We start from the raw sequence: 16,007 nt of genomic DNA, 5'->3' as shown, positions 1-16,007 counted from the left end.
GGCCGGGGGCGTCCCGGCCGCGTCCGCTACAGGTCTCCGGCGAAGGGCAGCCGGGCCATCGCGTCCGAGGTCATCCACTCGCGCAGGGCGTGGGTGGCGCGCACGTCGTCCTCGTTGTACTCCAGCAGGCGCAGCCGCTGCGGGTCGTTCGGCTCGCCGTCGTCCATGCCCACCGCGTCGCGGTACCAGCGCATCGAGTTCTCGCCGCCCGCCTCCGGGTCGCGCCAGGTGAACCCGGCGACCGGAGCGATCGTCTTCAGGCCCTTGCCGTGGGCGCAGATGAACTGCTCGCGCACGATGCCGAACAGGTCGACCCACGCGTCGGAGGTGATGAACTCCTTGACCTGCGCGATGGTCGGCACTCCCGGCTGACCGGCGAAGCGCTCGGCGGACGCCAGCAGCCAGCGGTTCTCCGCCAGCTCGTTGTAGCAGTAGGCGCGGAACGTCAGGCCCCGCGCGCGGGCCCGCAGCCGCACGCCCGTCAGCCAGGTCCAGAACTCCCCGAACGAGCGCCCCTCGTCGTTCGTGGGCAGCGGCTCCCAGGTCGCGAACGCGCGGTAGCCGTGCTCCTCGCCGACGTCGGCCCCCGACAGCAGGCTGCCCCACAGGTACGCGCCCAGGTCGGCGAAGCTCTCCATGTCCACGTCGACCTCGACGTCGGCGCGCGGCACGTCCACCCGCGGCACGCGCCGCACGACCGCGAGGTCCCGCAGCCACGCCCGCGCCAGGACCACCGCGTCGGAGAACGGCATCCCCACCAGGGGCGTCAGCTCCTTCGCCGGGTCCAGCGCGGCCAGCGCGTCCACCGTGGGCACGCCCACCCGGCGCAGCACCACGGCGTCCTCGCCGCGCACGACGAGGCTCACGTCCCGGCCGCGCCGCAGGTCCTGCTCGCAGTTCGGCCACCACGGGCAGCTCTTGCACTCCACGATCCGCGACGGCCGCGCCAGCGGCTCGGCCCCGCCCGCGGCGGCGTGGGCGACCGACAACCGGTCGGAGAACCGCGCGTCGTACTCGGACAGCGCCGTGCGCCCGCCGGGCCAGGTCGGCGCCTCCAGGTCGTGCCACAGCACCACGTCGGCGTCCATGCCGATCACGCCGCCGGACGCCCGGCCGCGCACGGCGTACCCGGCGGCCTGGAGCTGGCGCTGGGCGTGGGCCAGCCGGAGCTGGTCGCGCGGCTGCGGCCGGACCCTGCGCAGCGGGTCGGCGCGGCTGGCGCCGGGCAGCGGGTAGGCCAGCGACGACGTGCGCGCGCCCTGTCCCGGATCGGTGATCTTGTGGCGGACGACGAGCACCGGCACGTACCCGGTCGAGTCCTTGACCAGCAGGTCGATGCCGCCGCGGCGTCCGCCGGACTCGTCGCGGGGCAGCACGGCTCCCCAGATGAACTGCGTTCCGGCCTGCATCGCGGCGAGGGTCACCCGTTCGCGGTCGGCCGTGCGCACGTCGGGGCCCGTCGGGATCTCCATGAGATCGGAGCCGACGATCCGGCCGAGCGCGGTCGCCACGCCCCGGCGGTGCGCGGCCGCGTCCGCCTTCCGCTGCTCCGCGACGAGATCGGGAGGCGCCGACTGCGCCTGGACCACGTCCGGATCGTTTTCGAGGTGCACCCGCCGCCGACAACGAGTGACCACGCCGGCGTCGAGCTGCACCTGGGAAGTCACCCCTGCAGGGTATGTCCGTTCAGCGGAGGATGTGGAGCGGACCCCTCCGTTGATCTGGATCTTTTGTACTGTTCCGGGTAGGAGGTGGGGCCTCGATGGCGCGCAAGAAGGTGACCCCGGAGGGTCCCAGGATCACTCCGGGCAGGGCGAAGAACCTGATCGGTGTGGCGAAGGTGGTGGCTCCCGCTCTCGTCCCGGTGATGATGCCGTTCGTGGCGCGGACCGCCGGAGTGCTGGCCGACCGGTACGACCGGTACCGGGCGTCGCGGCTGGGCGTCGCGGTGGACGAGCTGCCGCTCTACAGCGGCAGGGGCGCCCGGCTGCACGCGCGCATCGCGGGTTTCGCGGGCGCGCTGGACGAGCTGCGCGCGAAGGACCGGGTGTACGTGGAGGAGACGGAGTCGCGCCTGGTGAAGCTCCTGGCCGCGGTGCGCGCGGCGGAGCGGATGCCCACGTCGCGGCGCAAGGCGGCCCACCGGGCCGTGGCGACGGACCTGGACGCCTTGGAGGCCGACCTGCTCCGCCGCCTGGGCGTCGGCTGAGCGGTCGGCCTCGCGGTCGCGAGGCCGACCGCCCCGCTCAGCCCTTCGTGACGAAGCCCTCGGCCACCAGCCAGTCGCGGGCCACGTCGGCCGGGTCCTCGCCGTCCACGTCCACCCTGGCGTTCAGCCGGAGCATGACGTCGTTGTCCAGCTTCGCGGCGACGGGCGCGAGCACCTCCGCGATGCGCGGGTCCTCGTCCAGCTTCGCCCGCCGGACGGCGAGCGCCGCGTTGTACTGCGGGAAGAACTTCCGGTCGTCGACGAGCACCTGGAGGTCCAGGGCCAGGATGCGGCCGTCGGTCGTGAAGATCTCGCCGAAGTTGCACACGTCGGCGTCGGCCGCGGCCTGGTAGATCGGGCCGGTGCCGAGGATGCGGACGTTGTCCTGCGGCACGGTGAACTCGTACGCCCGCTGCAACCCCGGCATCCCGTCGTTGCGGCTGGCGAACTCCGTCTCCAGGCAGAACGTCGCCTCCTCCGGCCGCTCGCGGGCGAGCCGGGCCAGGTCGGAGATGGTGGTGACGCCCAGACGCGCCGCCACCTCCTTGTCCACGCCGAACGAGTAGGTGTTGTTCAACGCCGTGTAGTTCTGCCAGGCGACGCCGTTGCCCACGTCCGCCGCGCGCACCGCCTCGAACTGCTCCCGCCCGTCGGGGATCGGGTCGGTGTTGCCCAGGTAGGTGATCCACGCCGTGCCGGTGTAGTCCCAGTACAGGTCGACCTGGCCGGTGAGCAGCGCCTGCCGCGCGCTCTGCGAGCCCTGGATGTTCGTCAGATCGCTGACCTCGGCGCCCGCCGCCTGGAGGGCGAACTCGGCGACGTAGCCGAGGACGATGTTCTCGGTGAAGTCCTTCGAGCCGACGGTCACCTCGACGCCGTCCAGGACCGGCGTGATGGAGCCGGGACCGACGTCCAGCGGCACGGCGGACCCCGGTGACAGGCCGCAGCCCGACAGCAGGCCGACGACCGCGAGCGCTCCGGCGAGCCGTGTCGCGACCGGTCGCCTCATCGCAGCCCCCTCGGTCCGAGTCGCTGCTCGGCGAGGTTGCCGAGCCAGTCGACGAGCAGCGCCAGCGTCCCGGCGAGCGTCGCGCCCACCACCAGCACCGACGGCCGGTCCAGCTTGTAGCCGGTGTCGATCAGCACGCCCAGGCCGCCCGCGCTGATGAGGAACACCAGCGTCGCCGTGCCGACGGCGAGCACCAGCGCCGTGCGCAGACCGGCGAGGACGTACGGGACCGCCAGCGGGAACTCGATGCGGCGCAGCACCGAGAACGACGACATGCCGATGCCGCGACCGGCCTCGACGAGCGCCGGATCGACCTGCTGGAGGCCCACCATCGTGTTGCGCAGGACCGGCAGCAGCGCGTAGAGCGCGATCGGGCCGACGCCCACCCAGAAGCCGACGTTCCCCGTGAACAGGAAGAACAGCACCAGCAGGCCCACGGCGGGCGCGGCCTGGCCGATGTTGGCGACGATCAGGAACAGCGGTGCGACGGGACGGGCCCAGCGGCGGGTCAGCACCACGCCGAGCGGCACCGCCACGACGAGCACGATCGCCGCGACGGTCACCGTCAGCAGCAGGTGCTGCCAGGTCAGCGTCAGGATGTTCGCGGCGTTGAGGTTGCGCGCCTCGATCTCGTCGAGGTCGCGGCTGAACGCCCACAGCAGCACACCGGCGAGGATCAGCAGCACGACGACCGGCTGCGCGAACAGCCGCAGCCGCTCGGCACGCCTCGACCCGGAGTCGGGGGTGAACTCGGCGGTCACCGGGCGACCGCCTCCTCCCGGATCTGCCGGATCGTCGCCATCAGCGTGTCGATGGTGACGACGCCCGCGTACTCGCCGCGCGCCTTCACCACGACGGCCAGGCCGCCGTCGTCGGTGAGGATCGCCTCCAGCGCGTCCTGGAGCGTCGACTGGGTGGACACGGTGTCCTCGACCGCGCGACCCGCCGCGCCCAGGGACGCGGCACCGGCCAGGTCGTGCGAGGACACCCAGCGCATCGGACGTCGCCGCACGTCCAGCACCAGGCCGATCGCGCCGCGCCGGGAGCCCAGCGCGGCGCGCAGGGCGGCGGGGTCGTCGCCGACCGACGCCGTGGGCACCTCGCTCAGCTCGACGTCGCGCACCCGTTGCAGGGTGAGCTGCTTGAGCGACGCGCCCGCGCCGACGAACCCGGCCACGGTGTCGTCCGCCGGGTTGGCGAGGATCGCCTCCGGCGTGTCGTACTGGAGGATCGTCGAGCGCGGCCCGAGCACGGCGATGCGGTCGCCGAGCTTCACGGCCTCGTCGAAGTCGTGCGTGACGAAGACGATCGTCTTGTGCAGCTCCGCCTGCAGGCTCATCAGCTCGTCCTGGAGGTTCCCCCTGGTGATGGGGTCGACCGCGCCGAACGGCTCGTCCATGAGCAGGACCGGCGGGTCGGCCGCGAGCGCGCGGGCCACGCCGACGCGCTGCTGCTGCCCGCCGGAGAGCTGGCGCGGGTAGCGGTCGCGGAACTCACCGGCGTCCAGCCCGACGAGGTCGAGCATCTCGTCCACCCGGTCGGACACCCTCTTCTTGTCCCACCGGAGCAGTCCGGGCACGACGGCGACGTTCTGCGCGACCGTGAGGTGCGGGAACAGCCCGGCCTGCTGGATCGCGTAGCCGATGCTGCGGCGCAGCTCGTCCGGGTCGATCGACAGCGCGTCCTCGCCGCCGATCGTGATCGTGCCCGACGTGGGCTCGATCAACCGGTTGATCATCTTCATGGTGGTCGTCTTGCCGCAGCCGGACGGCCCGACGAACACGACGATCTCCCCCTCGGGAATCGTCATCGAGAAGCGGTCGACCGCGGGCTCCTTCTGCCCCGGGTAGCGCTTGGTGACCTCGTCCAACCTGATCTCAACGCCCACGTGTCCCCCTCGAAGTGGTCAGTCGGCCGAACAGCGCGAACAGCCCGTCGAGCACGAGCGCGAGGAGCACCACGAGCACCGTGCCCGCGAGAGCAGAGTTCACCGCGTTCGCGCTGCCGACCCTGGCCAGCCCGCTGAAGATGACGTTGCCGAGGCCGAAGCCCTTGGCGTAGGCGGCGATGGCCGCGATTCCCATGAGCATCTGCGTGGACACCCGCATCCCGGCGAGGACCGCGGGCCACGCGAGCCGCAGCTCGATCCTGGTCAGGACGTCGAAGCGGCTCATGCCGATGCCGCGCGCCGCGTCCACGACCGCCGGGTCCACGCCGGACAGTCCGACGATGGTGTTCCGCACGATCGGCAGCAGCGCGTAGAGCACCAGCGCCGTCATCGTCGGCGCGACGCCGAGCCCCAGCACGGGGATCAGCAGGCCGAGCATGGCGAACGACGGGATGGTGAGGATCGCGCTGGTCAGCGCCGTCGCGACGGCCGAGCCGACGGGACTGCGGTAGACCGCGACGCCGATCAGCAGGCTCAGGACCGTCGCCAGGACGGTGGCCTGCACGACCCCGCTGACGTGCAGCCACGAGTCGGTCAGCAACTGCTCCCAGCGGGAGGCGACGTAGTCGGAGAAGCTCACGGGCGGCCCGCCCGCTCGGCGACCGGCTCGTCGACCACCGGGATGGTGTCACCGGGGTGCTCCGGGTCGTCGATGCGGGTGGTCACCTCGTCCATGACCTCGGCCACGCGCTCCTCCTTGCGGATCAGCGGATCACTGCGCAGGTCCTTGGCGAGCGACACGCACAGCCCGATCATCACCACGACGAACGGCAGGGCCGCGATGATCGTGGTGTTCTGGAGACCCTTCAGCGCGTCCGAGCCTCCGAGCAGCAGCATCACCGCCGCGACGAGGCCGGTGAGAGCGCCCCAGAAGACGACGACGCCCCTGCTCGGCGCGATGGAGCCGCGCTGCGTCAGCGTCCCCATGACGACCGACGCGGCGTCCGCGCCGGACACGAAGAAGATCGCCACGAGCAGCATCACCAGCACGGTGGTGAGCCCGGCCCACGGGAACGTGTCGAGCAGCCCGAACAGCTGCGCCTCCGGCGTCGAGCGACCGGCGACGTCCGTGCCGCCGCGCTGGGCGTGGATCGCGCTGCCGCCGAGGATCACGAACCACACCAGGCTCACGCCGCTCGGCACGAGGATGACGCCCGCGACGAACTGCCTGATCGTGCGGCCGCGGCTGATCCTGGCGATGAACATGCCGACGAACGGCGTCCAGGAGATCCACCACGCCCAGTAGAAGATCGTCCAGCCGGACAGCCACTTCTCGGTGGCGTCGCCGCCGGACGCCGCGGTGCGACCGGCCATGTCGGCCAGCTCGCGGAAGTAGTCGCCGATCGCGGTGGGGACGAGGTTCAGGACGAAGACCGTCGGGCCGACCACGAAGACGAACGCCGCCAGCACCACGGCGAGCACCATGTTGACGTTCGACAGCCACTGCACGCCCTTGGCCACGCCGGACACCGCCGAGGCGATGAACGCGGCCGTGAGCACGGCGATCACCCCGACGAGGACGGCGTTGCCGATCTCACCGGCCCAGCCGGCGACCTCCAGGCCGCTGCCGATCTGGAGCGCGCCGAGGCCGAGCGAGGCGGCCGAGCCGAAGAGGGTGGCGACGATCGCGAGGACGTCGATGGCCCTGCCCGCGCCGCCGTCGGCGCGGCGCTCGCCGAGCAGCGGTGCGAACGCCGAGCTGATGAGCTGCTTGCGGCCGCGGCGGAAGCTGCCGTAGGCGATGGCGAGGCCGACGACGGCGTAGATCGCCCACGGGTGCAGCGTCCAGTGGAACATCGTGGTCGCCATCGCGGTCTGCACGGCCTGGTCCGATCCGCCCTCGACGGTGCCGGGCGGCGGGGTCACGAAGTGCGTGAGCGGCTCGTTGACGCCGTAGAACATCAGGCCGATGCCCATGCCCGCGCTGAACATCATCGCGACCCAGGAGACCGTGGAGAACTCGGGAGCCTCGTCGTCGCGGCCCAGCGGGACGCGCCCGTAGCGGCTCAGGGCCAGCCACAGCGCGAAGACGACGAACCCCGAGGCCGTCAGCACGAACGCCCAGCCCAGGTTGCGGATGATCCAGTTCAGCGCGCTCGTGGACGCCGAGGCCAGCGAGTCCGTGCCGAGGACGCCCCAGCCGACGAAGGCCAGCACGAGGCCCGCGGCGACGGCGAACACCACGGGATCGGTGCGGGCGGGGCTTCGCGTCCCGTCCGCCGGACCCCGCCGGTCCGGTGGCGGTGTGCCCGGAAGTGGTTGTCCCACCGGGTGTTCACTTGTTGTCACGTGGCGTGCCTTCCCGTTCATCGGCAAGGCGACCGAGGCGTTCTGGCCAATCCCCCGACCGCCAGCAGCCCGACCACCGTGGACCATTCGAGTGAACAGGGCAAGTCGACGCGCGCACCCGCCCGCCTGATTCCCCTCTTGTGACCTGGGGAAACGCACCAATAGAAATAGTACGAGCGTTCTGCGAATCTGCCCTTTCGTCCCGCGCCCCGCGGTGAGCGGGAGAACCGGCTCCCGCCGGGGGTGCCCGGTCTCCTAGGCTCGGGGCGTGACCGGACGGCCTGCTCCCACCCGCGTGCTGCGCGGAGTGCTGCTGGCCGTCACGTCCTCCGCGCTCACCGTGACGGCGCACGGCGTCGGCGGTGGCTCGCCGTCGGAGTTCCTGCCCGCCCTGCCGCTGGCCGTGCTGGCGGGAGCCGCGAGCACCGCGCTGGCCGACCGGCGGCGGGACGCGCGGTCGGTCCTGCTCGTGCTCGGCGCGGCGCAGATCGCCCAGCACGCCCTGCTCACCTCGGTCGGCCGGCACCAGCACGCGGGTCGCGAGCCGCTGATCGACCCGTGGCAGATGACGGCCGCCCACGCGCTGGCCGCCCTGCTCACGGGCCTGCTGCTGGCCAGGGCGGACCGGGCGCTGCTCTCCCTGGTGGCCGCCGTGTCCCGGCTCGTGCCGAGGAGGCTCGCGCCGCCACCCGCGTCCGCGCCGCTGCGCGTCGGCGCGGCCCCCGTCGACCTGCGACCGCACGTGCTCGCCGGTGCGCTGCTGTGCCGCGTGCACGGGCGGCGCGGCCCGCCGCTGTTCTCCTGATTCCGAATCCTTCCCCGCACCCCTCTGGATCTCAGGAGCAACAACTCAATGTCGACAAATCGATATGGCGTGCGCACGATCGCCCGCGGCTGCGCCGTGCTCGGCGTCGCCGGCGTCGTCGCCCTCAGCACCGCCGGCACGGCGTCCGCGCACGTCACGGCCTCCACGCCGAAGGACGCCGTCAAGGGCGGCTACAGCAAGATCACCCTGCGCGTGCCGAACGAGCGCCCCAACGCGGGCACCGTGAAGCTGGAGATCACCCTCCCCGCCGAGCACCCGCTGGCCTCGGTGAGCACGAAGCCGGTTCCCGGCTGGAAGGGCGAGGTCGTCAAGGCCGCGCTCGACACCCCGATCACGTCCCACGGCACCGAGATCACCGAGGCCGCCAGGACCATCACCTGGACCGCCGACCCCGGCACCCGGATCGAGCCCGGCCAGTTCAACGAGTTCGACATCTCGGTCGGCCCGCTGCCGGAGAACACCGACAGCCTGCTGCTCGTCGCCACGCAGACCTACGACAACGGCGAGGTCGTCGCGTGGGACGCGCCGCCTCCCGCCGAGGGCGCCGAGGAGCCGGAGCACCCGGCCCCCGTCGTGAACCTGGTGGACGCCGCCGAGGGCGACGACCACCACGGCACGGCCGCCAACACCGCGTCCACCGGCACCGCGTCCACCGAACAGGACTCCCACGCGGAGTCCTCCACCGGTGAGGACACCACCGCCCGCTACCTGGCCGGAGCCGGTCTCGCCGTCGGCGCGCTCGGGCTCGGCGTCGGCGTGGGCGCTGTCCTGCGGTCCCGCCGCAGCGGTGGGGGCTCCGGGGCATGAGGCGCTGGCCGTCCCTCCTCGCGTCCGCGGTGATCGCCGGCGCGATGGCGCTCGGAACCGCCGGTCCCGCCCTGGCGCACAACGTCCTGATCGGCAGCGATCCCGCGAACGGCTCGTCGGTCGACGCCGGTCCGCGGCAGCTGACCCTGACGTTCGACCAGCCGGTGCAGGGCGGTGAGGACATCAACACCGTCACCGTGATCGGTCCGGACGGGAGTCACTGGGAAGCCGCCAGCGCCCCCACCATCAAGGACAACGTGGTGACGGCGCAGGTCAGGCCGCTCGGCCCGGCCGCCGAGTACACCGTCGGCTACCGGATCCTGTCCGCCGACGGCCACCCCGTGACCGGCTCGGTGAAGTTCACCCTCACCACGGCCGGCACCGGCACCCCGGCGCCGGAGTCGGAGATCAGGGCGACCGGGTCCGCCGCGAGCGGCTCGGCGTCCAACTCTCCCGACGGCGGGAGCGGAATGCCGATCTGGCCGTGGATCGTCGCCGCGGTGGTGCTGCTCGGCGGAGGCGTGTTCCTCGCGCTGCGCGGCGGTGGCGGCAAGGAGGACGGCCGGGCATGACGACCAACCGGACCGCGCTCCCCACCAGGCACTTCGTGCTCCTGGTCACCACGCTCGGCGGTGTGCTGGGCGTGCTCCTCGGGCTGCTCCTCGCCGCCCAGGACCCCGTGCCGGGGGTGGCGGAGCCGGGGCTCGCGGTCCGGTTGGGTCTTCCGCTGGTGCGCGTCGTGCTCGACCTGGCGGCCACCGCCGCCGTGGGGCTGAGCCTGCTGCCGAAGCTGCTGGGCTTCTCGCGTCCGGCCCTCACGGAGCCGGTGATGCGGATCGCCCGCCGGGCGGCCGTGGTCGCCGCCGCCGTGTGGGTGCTGTGCGCGCTGCTGTCGATCGTGCTCCAGGCCGCGGAACTGCGGCCCGGAACCACGATCACGATCGGTTCGGCCGTGGACTACGTGCGCCAGGTCGGGGCCGGGCAGGGGCTGCTGTTCAGCGCCGTCTGCGCCCTCGTCTCCCTGTGGATCGCCGTGCTCGCCGTGCGCTCCGGGGAGTCCGTTCCGGCCGAGCTGAGAATCCTCGTCGCGGTGTTCGGACTGCTGCCGCTGCCGATCACCGGACACGCGTCGAACTGGAAGTACCACGACTACTCGATGATCTCCATGGAGCTGCACGTGGTGGGTGCGGCGGTGTGGACGGGAGGGCTCGGAGCGCTCGTGGTCCTGGTCGCGCACCGGCGTGGACTGCTGGCCGACGCGCTGCCGAAGTTCTCGAAGCTGGCGACCGTCTCACTGATCCTGGTTTCGGCAACGGGCCTGTTCAACGGCCTGCTGGAGCTGAATCTGAACCCGGTCGTGGAGCTTCCGGAGTCGCTGTTCACCACGAGCTACGGCCTGGTGCTGGTGGGCAAGATCGTGTGCTCGGCACTGCTGGCCGCGCTGGGCGCGAACATCCGCTGGCGCCTGATGCCGCACGTCGCGCAGCACCGGACGACGGCCGTGATCGGCTGGGCCGCGCTGGAGCTGACGATCATGGGAGTGGCCTTCGGCCTGGCCGTCGTCCTGTCCAGAGCCCCGGTGAGCTGACTCGTCCACCCCTGTGGACAACCCTGTGGACAACCCGGAATTGTTTCACGTAGAACGTCGCCACCGAGGGCCGTGCACGAACGCTCACCTCGCGGTGCCCGAACGCTCAACTCGGGGTGCCTGAACGCTCAACTCGCGCACGGGGGTGGTGGGCAGAAGCGTTTGGAGGAGCGGGCGATCATTTGGCTCGGCAGGTGCGGAGTTCTTCCAGGCGTTCGACCACCTGTTGGCCGCGGCGGTCCAGCTCTCGGCCGTCTATCCAGCCGTTCGCGTAGTAGCGGTAGTCGCGGGCGAGTTCGAGCAGTTCGGCGAGGTGGTCGGCGGATCTGCGGCGGCGTTCCTCGTCGAAGGCGGCCAGGAGCGGAAGCTCCGTGTCGACGATCTGGTCCAGCACGAGCGCGTGCCGCAGTGCGCGTCGAGCGCGCCAGCGCCGCAGTCCCAGTCGACTCACCAACGCGTTCACCCGGGTCGCCCACCTCACCGTCGTCCGCACCAGAACCCTGACACGGTCGAACGAGTCCGTCGATGCTGCATTCGTGTTCGGGACGACCCACGTTACCGAACAGCCGCGCACGCGGAGAGTGATCAGCGGTAAGGGGTCCACCTGGACCGGGTGTCGCCGCGCCGCAGAGCGTCGAGGCGTCGTCGCAGCTCAGAGCGTACGACGGGGTTGCTGCGCAGGATCGGCAGCACCGCGGTCGTGAGCTTCAGCTCACGCACAGCACGCAAAACGCCAAAGCCATCCCATCGGGTGACATCGAAGCGGTAGGACCGCACGAGCTGACGGTTGAGGTGCGCGGCGTGCCCGAAGCGGGCGACGCCGACGGGCAGCACGGTCAGGTCCCACTCGCGGGGGCCGAGCGAGACGGAGTCGAAGTCGCACAGCACCGGACCGCGCGGGCTCGGGATGAGGTTGCCCAGGTGCGCGTCCCCGTGCAGCACGCCGGTCGGCAGCACCGGCCGCAGCGACGCGAGGCGGACCGCGAGGTCGGCGCACCGCTCCTCCAGGAAGGCGCGGTCGTCGTCGGCCAGCTCCTCGGCGTCGGCGAGTCGACGCCGTACGTCGTCCAGCGGCGCCCACCGGGGCAGGGCGAAGGTGGGAGCGGGCAGTTCGTGCAGCCTGCGCAGCACCCGGCCGAGGTCGCGGCCGGTCAGCGCGCGTCCCGTGGCGGGGACGGCGGACCAGACCGTGACGAGGTGATCACCCGCGACGACGGGCTGCCGGACGCCCGGCAGCAGGCGTACGGCCGGGACGTCGTGCTCCTCCAGCCAGCGGGCCACGTCCACGACCTTGGACGCGCGGTGCCGCAGCCCCACCGACCCGACGATCCGCACGACGACGGGGTCGTGCGCGAGGTGGAACACGGCGTTGCTGGTGAACTTGATCAGCCGCGCGCCGCGGTGGTCGAGGCCGAGACCCGAGCAGACGTCCTCCAGGACCGCGTGCAGCTTCCCGGCGGTGAACCGCCCCCCGGGTCGAGCCGCCGCGGTCGTGGTCATCGCCCCGGCCGCTCCTCGGCGCGCACGCTCATGCCGCCGTGTCGCTTCCGGTGAACTTGGCGAGCCGGTCGGCCAGCTCGCGCGCCTCCGGGTTGTTGCGCCGCTTCTCCGCCTGGAGCTGGAGCGGCCTCATGCGGTCGCGCGTGCGCTTGGACTTCAAGCCCTCGGAGAGCTCGACCGCCTGGCGGCCGATCTTGGCCCCGTACTCGACGTCGCCCTCCAGCAGGTGGTTGATCGACAGCGACGTGAGGTTGAACGAGCGGTTGCGGCTCATCTCCTCGCCGTAGCTGCTGATCGCCTTGGACAGCGCGGGGATGGCGGTGCGCGTGTACTTCGGGTCGACCGTCTGGGCCAGCTCGGTGTGGACCGTGCCGATCATGGACGACAGGTCCATCTCGTTGAAGAACTTCGCCCACGCGGGCGCCTCGCTGATGTTGGCCCGCGCGAACTCGTCGCGCGCCCGGCCCAGCAGGCGCATGGCCTGGTCGTCGGAGCCCATCTTCGCGTAGGCCCACGCCTCGTTGGCGCACAGGATGCCCACCGCCAGTTCGGAGCCGGAGTTCTGCGCGGCCAGCTGACCGAGCTGGAACACCTTCAGCGCGTCGTCCGGAGCGTCCTGGTGCAGGTAGACGCGGCCCATGCGGTAGAGGATGTTGGCGACCAGCGCCTCGTTGCCGCCCTGCTTGGCGAGGTCGAGCGCCTGGCCGAAGTGGTTGCGGGCCGAGTCCATCAGGCCGGTGTCGAACGACGTCCACCCGGCCAGGTTGTGCAGGTCGGCCAGCGCGACGTAGAGGCGCTCGCGCACGAGGTCCGTCGCGGTCGCGCCGAGCATCTGCTGACCCCAGGAGAGCTGGGCGACGACGGCGTCGCGGCAGGAGCCACCGCCGTACTGGTAGTCGAGGGCGCGCAGGGCGCGGGTGGCCGCTTCGACCTGCCGGACGTCGGTCATGCCGATGCGTCCCGGAGCCGGAGTCTGTGTGGGGTTCGAGACCCACGACCCGGAGTCCGCACCGAGCACGGCCGCGCCCACCGTAACGGCGGCGGCGTGCGCGAGGAACTTCCGACGCTTCACCGACTCGTCCTCCTCCGAATGGGGTGACTCCTGCGTCGCAGCCACCCGAACTGCCGTGGCCTCGTCGTAGGCGAGGCCCATGTACCCCCTGGGAACGCCCAGACCGAGCGCGATCCGCGTCAGGACGTCGTAGGCCATGACCTGACGACCCTTGAGGATCTCGGACACCTCGGACTGCGACTGGCCCGTGAGAGCGGCGATCTGGCGCTGGGACACGCCGTGCCGGCGAAGCAGCCGGTAGACCGAACTGATCTCCCGCTTCGCCAGCGCTTCGCGCATCTCCTGCTGATCCCAGACCTCCGGGGTAACAGGAGAGCCCTGGGAACCGATGGTGTTCAATTGCGCCCCCTCACAGTCCATTGGGCGTCGTTCGCAGAGTAGGGGCACTCCACCGACCGCGAGAAGTGCTGATCGGCGAGGCTGATCGGCTCTGCCGAAGTTCGCCGACCGCTCGTCGTGGAAGTGCCACCGGCCACCGCGCAGGCGCCCCGTTGCTGTGGGAATCATCGCAATCTGGGATCCGGTGAGCGAGTGAGCACGGAGAGGAACTTCCGACGTGGATCTGATCGAGCGGACGGTGACCACCACCCCCGGTGGCCCGGCAGCGTCTGCCGTCGCCACGACGGACCCCGGTTCCTCTCCCGCGAGCTCGTACGTGGAGTCGGCCCTCGACTCCACGAGGCGTGGAACGACCGGCGAGCGCCGCTGGTGGCGGATCAGCTGCGGTGACGTCGTCGACCGGGACAGGTGTCTCACCGTGATGGTGGACGAGGACCGAGTGGTGCTCGTGGGTCCGCCGGGTGAGACTGCGGTTCTGTCGGCAGATCAGCTCGTTGCGCTCAGGGCAGCTCTACGCGAAGCCGCCGAGCAGGCGGAAAGGTGACGGTGACGTTTCGGTGGACGAGATCCTCGGACAAGTTCTTCGCAACGCGGTGTGGGAGCGGCTCGATCTCCTGACGGAGCTGGCCACACGCGCTGACGCCCCCTCCCTGCTCTCGGTGGCTCGCTCCGAGCTGCCGAAGCTGACGGACGGCTGGCGTGCCCTGCTCGCCGCCCACGAACCGGACGACAAGGGCAACTGCCCCGAGTGCTCCGGTCGCTGGCGGCAGCAGAAGGCCCCGTGCTCCGTCTGGCGGGCGGCCTACGACCACCTCGTCGTCGGCGGTCTCGCTCCACGCCCGGCTCGCCAGCGCTCGGCGACCGTGACCGGCGCGGTCACCCGTGCCCGTCGCGCGGTGGCCAGAGCCCACTGACGGGCGGCCCCGACCTGTCGTTCCCCCGACACGACTGGTCGAGCAACCGCCCACCGGCCGGCGGTCCGGGACGTGCGAACCCCCGACCGCGACGAACCGGGCCGCCGGCCGGCCACAGACCAACCGAATGACACGACGGCACCGGCAGGTGCCACTGCCCGCCGTCGTGACCGTGCTCCCGCGGACCGGTGTCGTGCACACCTTCCCTCCTCGACCGACACCGGTCCGCGGTCACCACGGCACCCGGGGTCAGGACACGGAACGCGCGATGCACGCGCCTGCGACGAGCGTGGCCACCGCGGACACGGCGAACAGCCCGCGACATCCGGCGGCGCGGCGATCAGCGCGGCCGTCCCGGTCCGCCACGCGACGAGCAGCAGCGCGGCGACGGCCACGACCCCGGCGGAGAGCAGGACGTACGGGCGGCGGCCGGAGCGGTCGGACGGGGTGCCGAAGGCGTTGCCGAGGTTGATCGCGAAGTGGCAGCACCAGGCCCACTCGACGTCGCCGATGACCGACCAGACGAAGCAGCCGCGTGCCCCGACCCTCCTGGCGGCCTCGGCGTGCGCGGCCGGGTAGTCGATCCGCCGCTGGTCGTGCGGCGATCGTCGCCAGATCGCCGTCCAGGACGGACAAGCGGTCGGCGAATTCGTCGGAGTAGCGGCCGGTGAGCAGCGGATCGGCGTAGAGCCGGTCGTGCGGCGCGTTGCCGGTGTCGGCCACCGCCCGGTCCCGCGGCGCGAGTCGCTCGCGGCCCACGCGGGCGTGCGGTCGTCGGCGGTGCCGACGTTCTCGGCCCCGGCGGCGCGCAGGGACCGCACGGCGAGCCCGTGCGCGAGGTTCTGGTGGTGAGCAGGGGGCAGCGCGGTGGGCAGCGCGCCGTGCAGCAGGGTCCGGCCGGGAGCGTGCAGACCGATTGCGTACCCCAGAAGGGTTACTATCGCTGGCCCGTTCAGGGGAATCCCGTGTTTCACCCGATCAGCCAACCGATCGGCGGTCACCCCCGCGCATTCCGCGAACAGCTCCGCCGTGTCGCGGACGAGCTGTCCACCCGCGTCCTCCAGCGGCTGCGGGGTGTGCCGGTGGTACGGCGTGACGACGGGTTCGACCCCCGCGTCGGCGAGTGCGTCGACGAGCCGGTCGCAGAGGTCGGGACCGCGCGGCTCGACGGGCCCGCTGCCGGTCGGCCGCACGCGTGACCAGGCGATGGAGAAGCGGTGGACGTCCACGTCCTGGTCCTTGAGCAGGGCGACGTCCTCGCGCCGGCGGCGGTGGTGGTCGCACGCGACGTCGGCGTTCTGCCCCTCGCGGACCCGGCCCGGAGCGGCGGTGACCGTGTCCCGGACGGTGGGGCCGCGACCGTCCTCGGCCACCCCGACCTCGCTCCGGAAGGCCGAGGTGGAAACACCCCGCGGGAAACGGTCGGGCAGGGCCGCGTAGCGCCTCCGGGTGATCTTTTCGGCGGCCAGACGTGAAAGCGGATCGGATAGTGGGCCGGATGGTGGT

At 72.0% G+C, this 16,007-nt stretch carries 17 protein-coding genes; 7 read left to right on the top strand and 10 right to left on the bottom strand.

Features of this window, described 5'->3' with window-relative positions; translation table 11 throughout:
• Positions 1-26: 26 nt before the first annotated feature.
• Entirely contained in the window at positions 27-1,667 is a 1,641-nt protein-coding gene (locus tag IMZ35_RS09725; protein ID WP_199440644.1) for a TM0106 family RecB-like putative nuclease, read from the bottom strand.
• Between the two features lie 95 nt (positions 1,668-1,762).
• Here IMZ35_RS09725 and IMZ35_RS09720 point away from each other — a divergent pair, with 95 nt between their 5' ends.
• Positions 1,763-2,209 (top strand): DUF6474 family protein, encoded by a 447-nt coding sequence (locus tag IMZ35_RS09720; protein WP_199440643.1) that lies wholly within the window; start codon positions 1,763-1,765, stop codon positions 2,207-2,209.
• A 37-nt stretch (positions 2,210-2,246) separates the two neighbouring features.
• On the opposite strand, the gene IMZ35_RS09715 is transcribed toward IMZ35_RS09720, so the two are convergent.
• Genes IMZ35_RS09715 through IMZ35_RS09695 form a run of 5 tightly spaced genes read right to left on the bottom strand, consistent with a single transcriptional unit; the run spans position 2,247 to position 7,476 of the window.
• The gene (locus IMZ35_RS09715; RefSeq protein ID WP_199440642.1) at positions 2,247-3,218 is read right to left on the bottom strand and encodes a glycine betaine ABC transporter substrate-binding protein; all 972 of its coding nucleotides are present in this window, start codon (positions 3,216-3,218) and stop codon (positions 2,247-2,249) included.
• Positions 3,215-3,979 carry an ABC transporter permease gene (locus IMZ35_RS09710; RefSeq protein WP_199440641.1) on the bottom strand — a complete coding sequence of 255 codons (765 nt, stop codon included), beginning with the start codon at positions 3,977-3,979 and terminating at the stop codon, positions 3,215-3,217. Before IMZ35_RS09710 ends, IMZ35_RS09715 begins: the two co-directional genes overlap by 4 nt.
• Positions 3,976-5,106, bottom strand: coding sequence for an ABC transporter ATP-binding protein (locus tag IMZ35_RS09705; RefSeq protein ID WP_307867892.1), 1,131 nt, complete (start codon positions 5,104-5,106; stop codon positions 3,976-3,978). The genes IMZ35_RS09710 and IMZ35_RS09705 overlap by 4 nt, the downstream gene beginning before the upstream one ends.
• Entirely contained in the window at positions 5,096-5,746 is a 651-nt protein-coding gene (locus IMZ35_RS09700) for an ABC transporter permease (RefSeq protein ID WP_199440640.1), read from the bottom strand. Before IMZ35_RS09700 ends, IMZ35_RS09705 begins: the two co-directional genes overlap by 11 nt.
• Positions 5,743-7,476: a BCCT family transporter gene (locus tag IMZ35_RS09695; protein WP_199440639.1), complete on the bottom strand. Its 1,734-nt coding sequence runs from the start codon at positions 7,474-7,476 to the stop codon at positions 5,743-5,745. The genes IMZ35_RS09700 and IMZ35_RS09695 overlap by 4 nt, the downstream gene beginning before the upstream one ends.
• Before the next feature lie 247 nt (positions 7,477-7,723).
• Between IMZ35_RS09695 and IMZ35_RS09690 the strand changes: the two genes are divergently transcribed.
• From IMZ35_RS09690 to IMZ35_RS09675, 4 genes are read left to right on the top strand one after another with little or no spacing between them, the layout of a single operon-like run.
• On the top strand, positions 7,724-8,260 hold the full coding sequence (locus IMZ35_RS09690) for a hypothetical protein (protein WP_199440638.1): 537 nt from the start codon (positions 7,724-7,726) through the stop codon (positions 8,258-8,260).
• A 48-nt stretch (positions 8,261-8,308) separates the two neighbouring features.
• A complete protein-coding gene (locus IMZ35_RS09685; RefSeq protein WP_199440637.1) occupies positions 8,309-9,088 on the top strand; it encodes a YcnI family copper-binding membrane protein in 780 nt (259 codons plus the stop codon).
• Positions 9,085-9,660, top strand: coding sequence for a copper resistance CopC family protein (locus tag IMZ35_RS09680; protein ID WP_199440636.1), 576 nt, complete (start codon positions 9,085-9,087; stop codon positions 9,658-9,660). Before IMZ35_RS09685 ends, IMZ35_RS09680 begins: the two co-directional genes overlap by 4 nt.
• Positions 9,657-10,676 carry a CopD family protein gene (locus tag IMZ35_RS09675; RefSeq protein ID WP_199440635.1) on the top strand — a complete coding sequence of 340 codons (1,020 nt, stop codon included), beginning with the start codon at positions 9,657-9,659 and terminating at the stop codon, positions 10,674-10,676. The genes IMZ35_RS09680 and IMZ35_RS09675 overlap by 4 nt, the downstream gene beginning before the upstream one ends.
• A gap of 178 nt (positions 10,677-10,854) precedes the next feature.
• Here IMZ35_RS09675 and IMZ35_RS09670 read toward each other — a convergent pair whose 3' ends face one another.
• From IMZ35_RS09670 to IMZ35_RS09660, 3 genes are all read right to left on the bottom strand, one after another.
• Entirely contained in the window at positions 10,855-11,139 is a 285-nt protein-coding gene (locus IMZ35_RS09670; RefSeq protein WP_307867891.1) for a hypothetical protein, read from the bottom strand.
• A 122-nt stretch (positions 11,140-11,261) separates the two neighbouring features.
• The gene (locus IMZ35_RS09665) at positions 11,262-12,176 is read right to left on the bottom strand and encodes a phosphotransferase family protein (protein ID WP_199440634.1); all 915 of its coding nucleotides are present in this window, start codon (positions 12,174-12,176) and stop codon (positions 11,262-11,264) included.
• Positions 12,177-12,204: 28 nt separating this feature from the next.
• Positions 12,205-13,608 (bottom strand): NsdA family TPR-like regulatory protein, encoded by a 1,404-nt coding sequence (locus tag IMZ35_RS09660; RefSeq protein WP_498063210.1) that lies wholly within the window; start codon positions 13,606-13,608, stop codon positions 12,205-12,207.
• Positions 13,609-13,804: 196 nt separating this feature from the next.
• Here IMZ35_RS09660 and IMZ35_RS09655 point away from each other — a divergent pair, with 196 nt between their 5' ends.
• Together IMZ35_RS09655 and IMZ35_RS09650 are read left to right on the top strand one after the other, a co-directional pair.
• Entirely contained in the window at positions 13,805-14,131 is a 327-nt protein-coding gene (locus tag IMZ35_RS09655) for a hypothetical protein (protein ID WP_199441054.1), read from the top strand.
• A gap of 13 nt (positions 14,132-14,144) precedes the next feature.
• Positions 14,145-14,501 (top strand): hypothetical protein, encoded by a 357-nt coding sequence (locus tag IMZ35_RS09650; protein WP_199440632.1) that lies wholly within the window; start codon positions 14,145-14,147, stop codon positions 14,499-14,501.
• On the opposite strand, the gene IMZ35_RS32075 is transcribed toward IMZ35_RS09650, so the two are convergent.
• The gene (locus tag IMZ35_RS32075) at positions 14,390-15,874 is read right to left on the bottom strand and encodes a family 1 glycosylhydrolase (protein ID WP_368857013.1); all 1,485 of its coding nucleotides are present in this window, start codon (positions 15,872-15,874) and stop codon (positions 14,390-14,392) included. The genes IMZ35_RS09650 and IMZ35_RS32075 overlap by 112 nt on opposite strands.
• Positions 15,875-16,007: the final 133 nt, after the last annotated feature.

This window comes from Umezawaea beigongshangensis (assembly GCF_016464305.1).
Lineage (GTDB): Bacteria > Actinomycetota > Actinomycetes > Mycobacteriales > Pseudonocardiaceae > Umezawaea_A > Umezawaea_A beigongshangensis.
This window is presented reverse-complemented; position numbering and strand designations above follow the sequence as displayed.

Coding starts and splice junctions, on each gene's coding strand:
- IMZ35_RS09675 (WP_199440635.1), top strand. CDS start 9,657: ATGACGACCAACCGGACCGCGCTCCCCACCAGGCACTTCGTGCTCCTG.
- IMZ35_RS09680 (WP_199440636.1), top strand. CDS start 9,085: ATGAGGCGCTGGCCGTCCCTCCTCGCGTCCGCGGTGATCGCCGGCGCG.
- IMZ35_RS09685 (WP_199440637.1), top strand. CDS start 8,309: ATGTCGACAAATCGATATGGCGTGCGCACGATCGCCCGCGGCTGCGCC.
- IMZ35_RS09660 (WP_498063210.1), bottom strand. CDS start 13,608: ATGGACTGTGAGGGGGCGCAATTGAACACCATCGGTTCCCAGGGCTCT.
- IMZ35_RS09720 (WP_199440643.1), top strand. CDS start 1,763: ATGGCGCGCAAGAAGGTGACCCCGGAGGGTCCCAGGATCACTCCGGGC.
- IMZ35_RS09695 (WP_199440639.1), bottom strand. CDS start 7,476: ATGAACGGGAAGGCACGCCACGTGACAACAAGTGAACACCCGGTGGGA.
- IMZ35_RS09715 (WP_199440642.1), bottom strand. CDS start 3,218: ATGAGGCGACCGGTCGCGACACGGCTCGCCGGAGCGCTCGCGGTCGTC.
- IMZ35_RS09665 (WP_199440634.1), bottom strand. CDS start 12,176: ATGACCACGACCGCGGCGGCTCGACCCGGGGGGCGGTTCACCGCCGGG.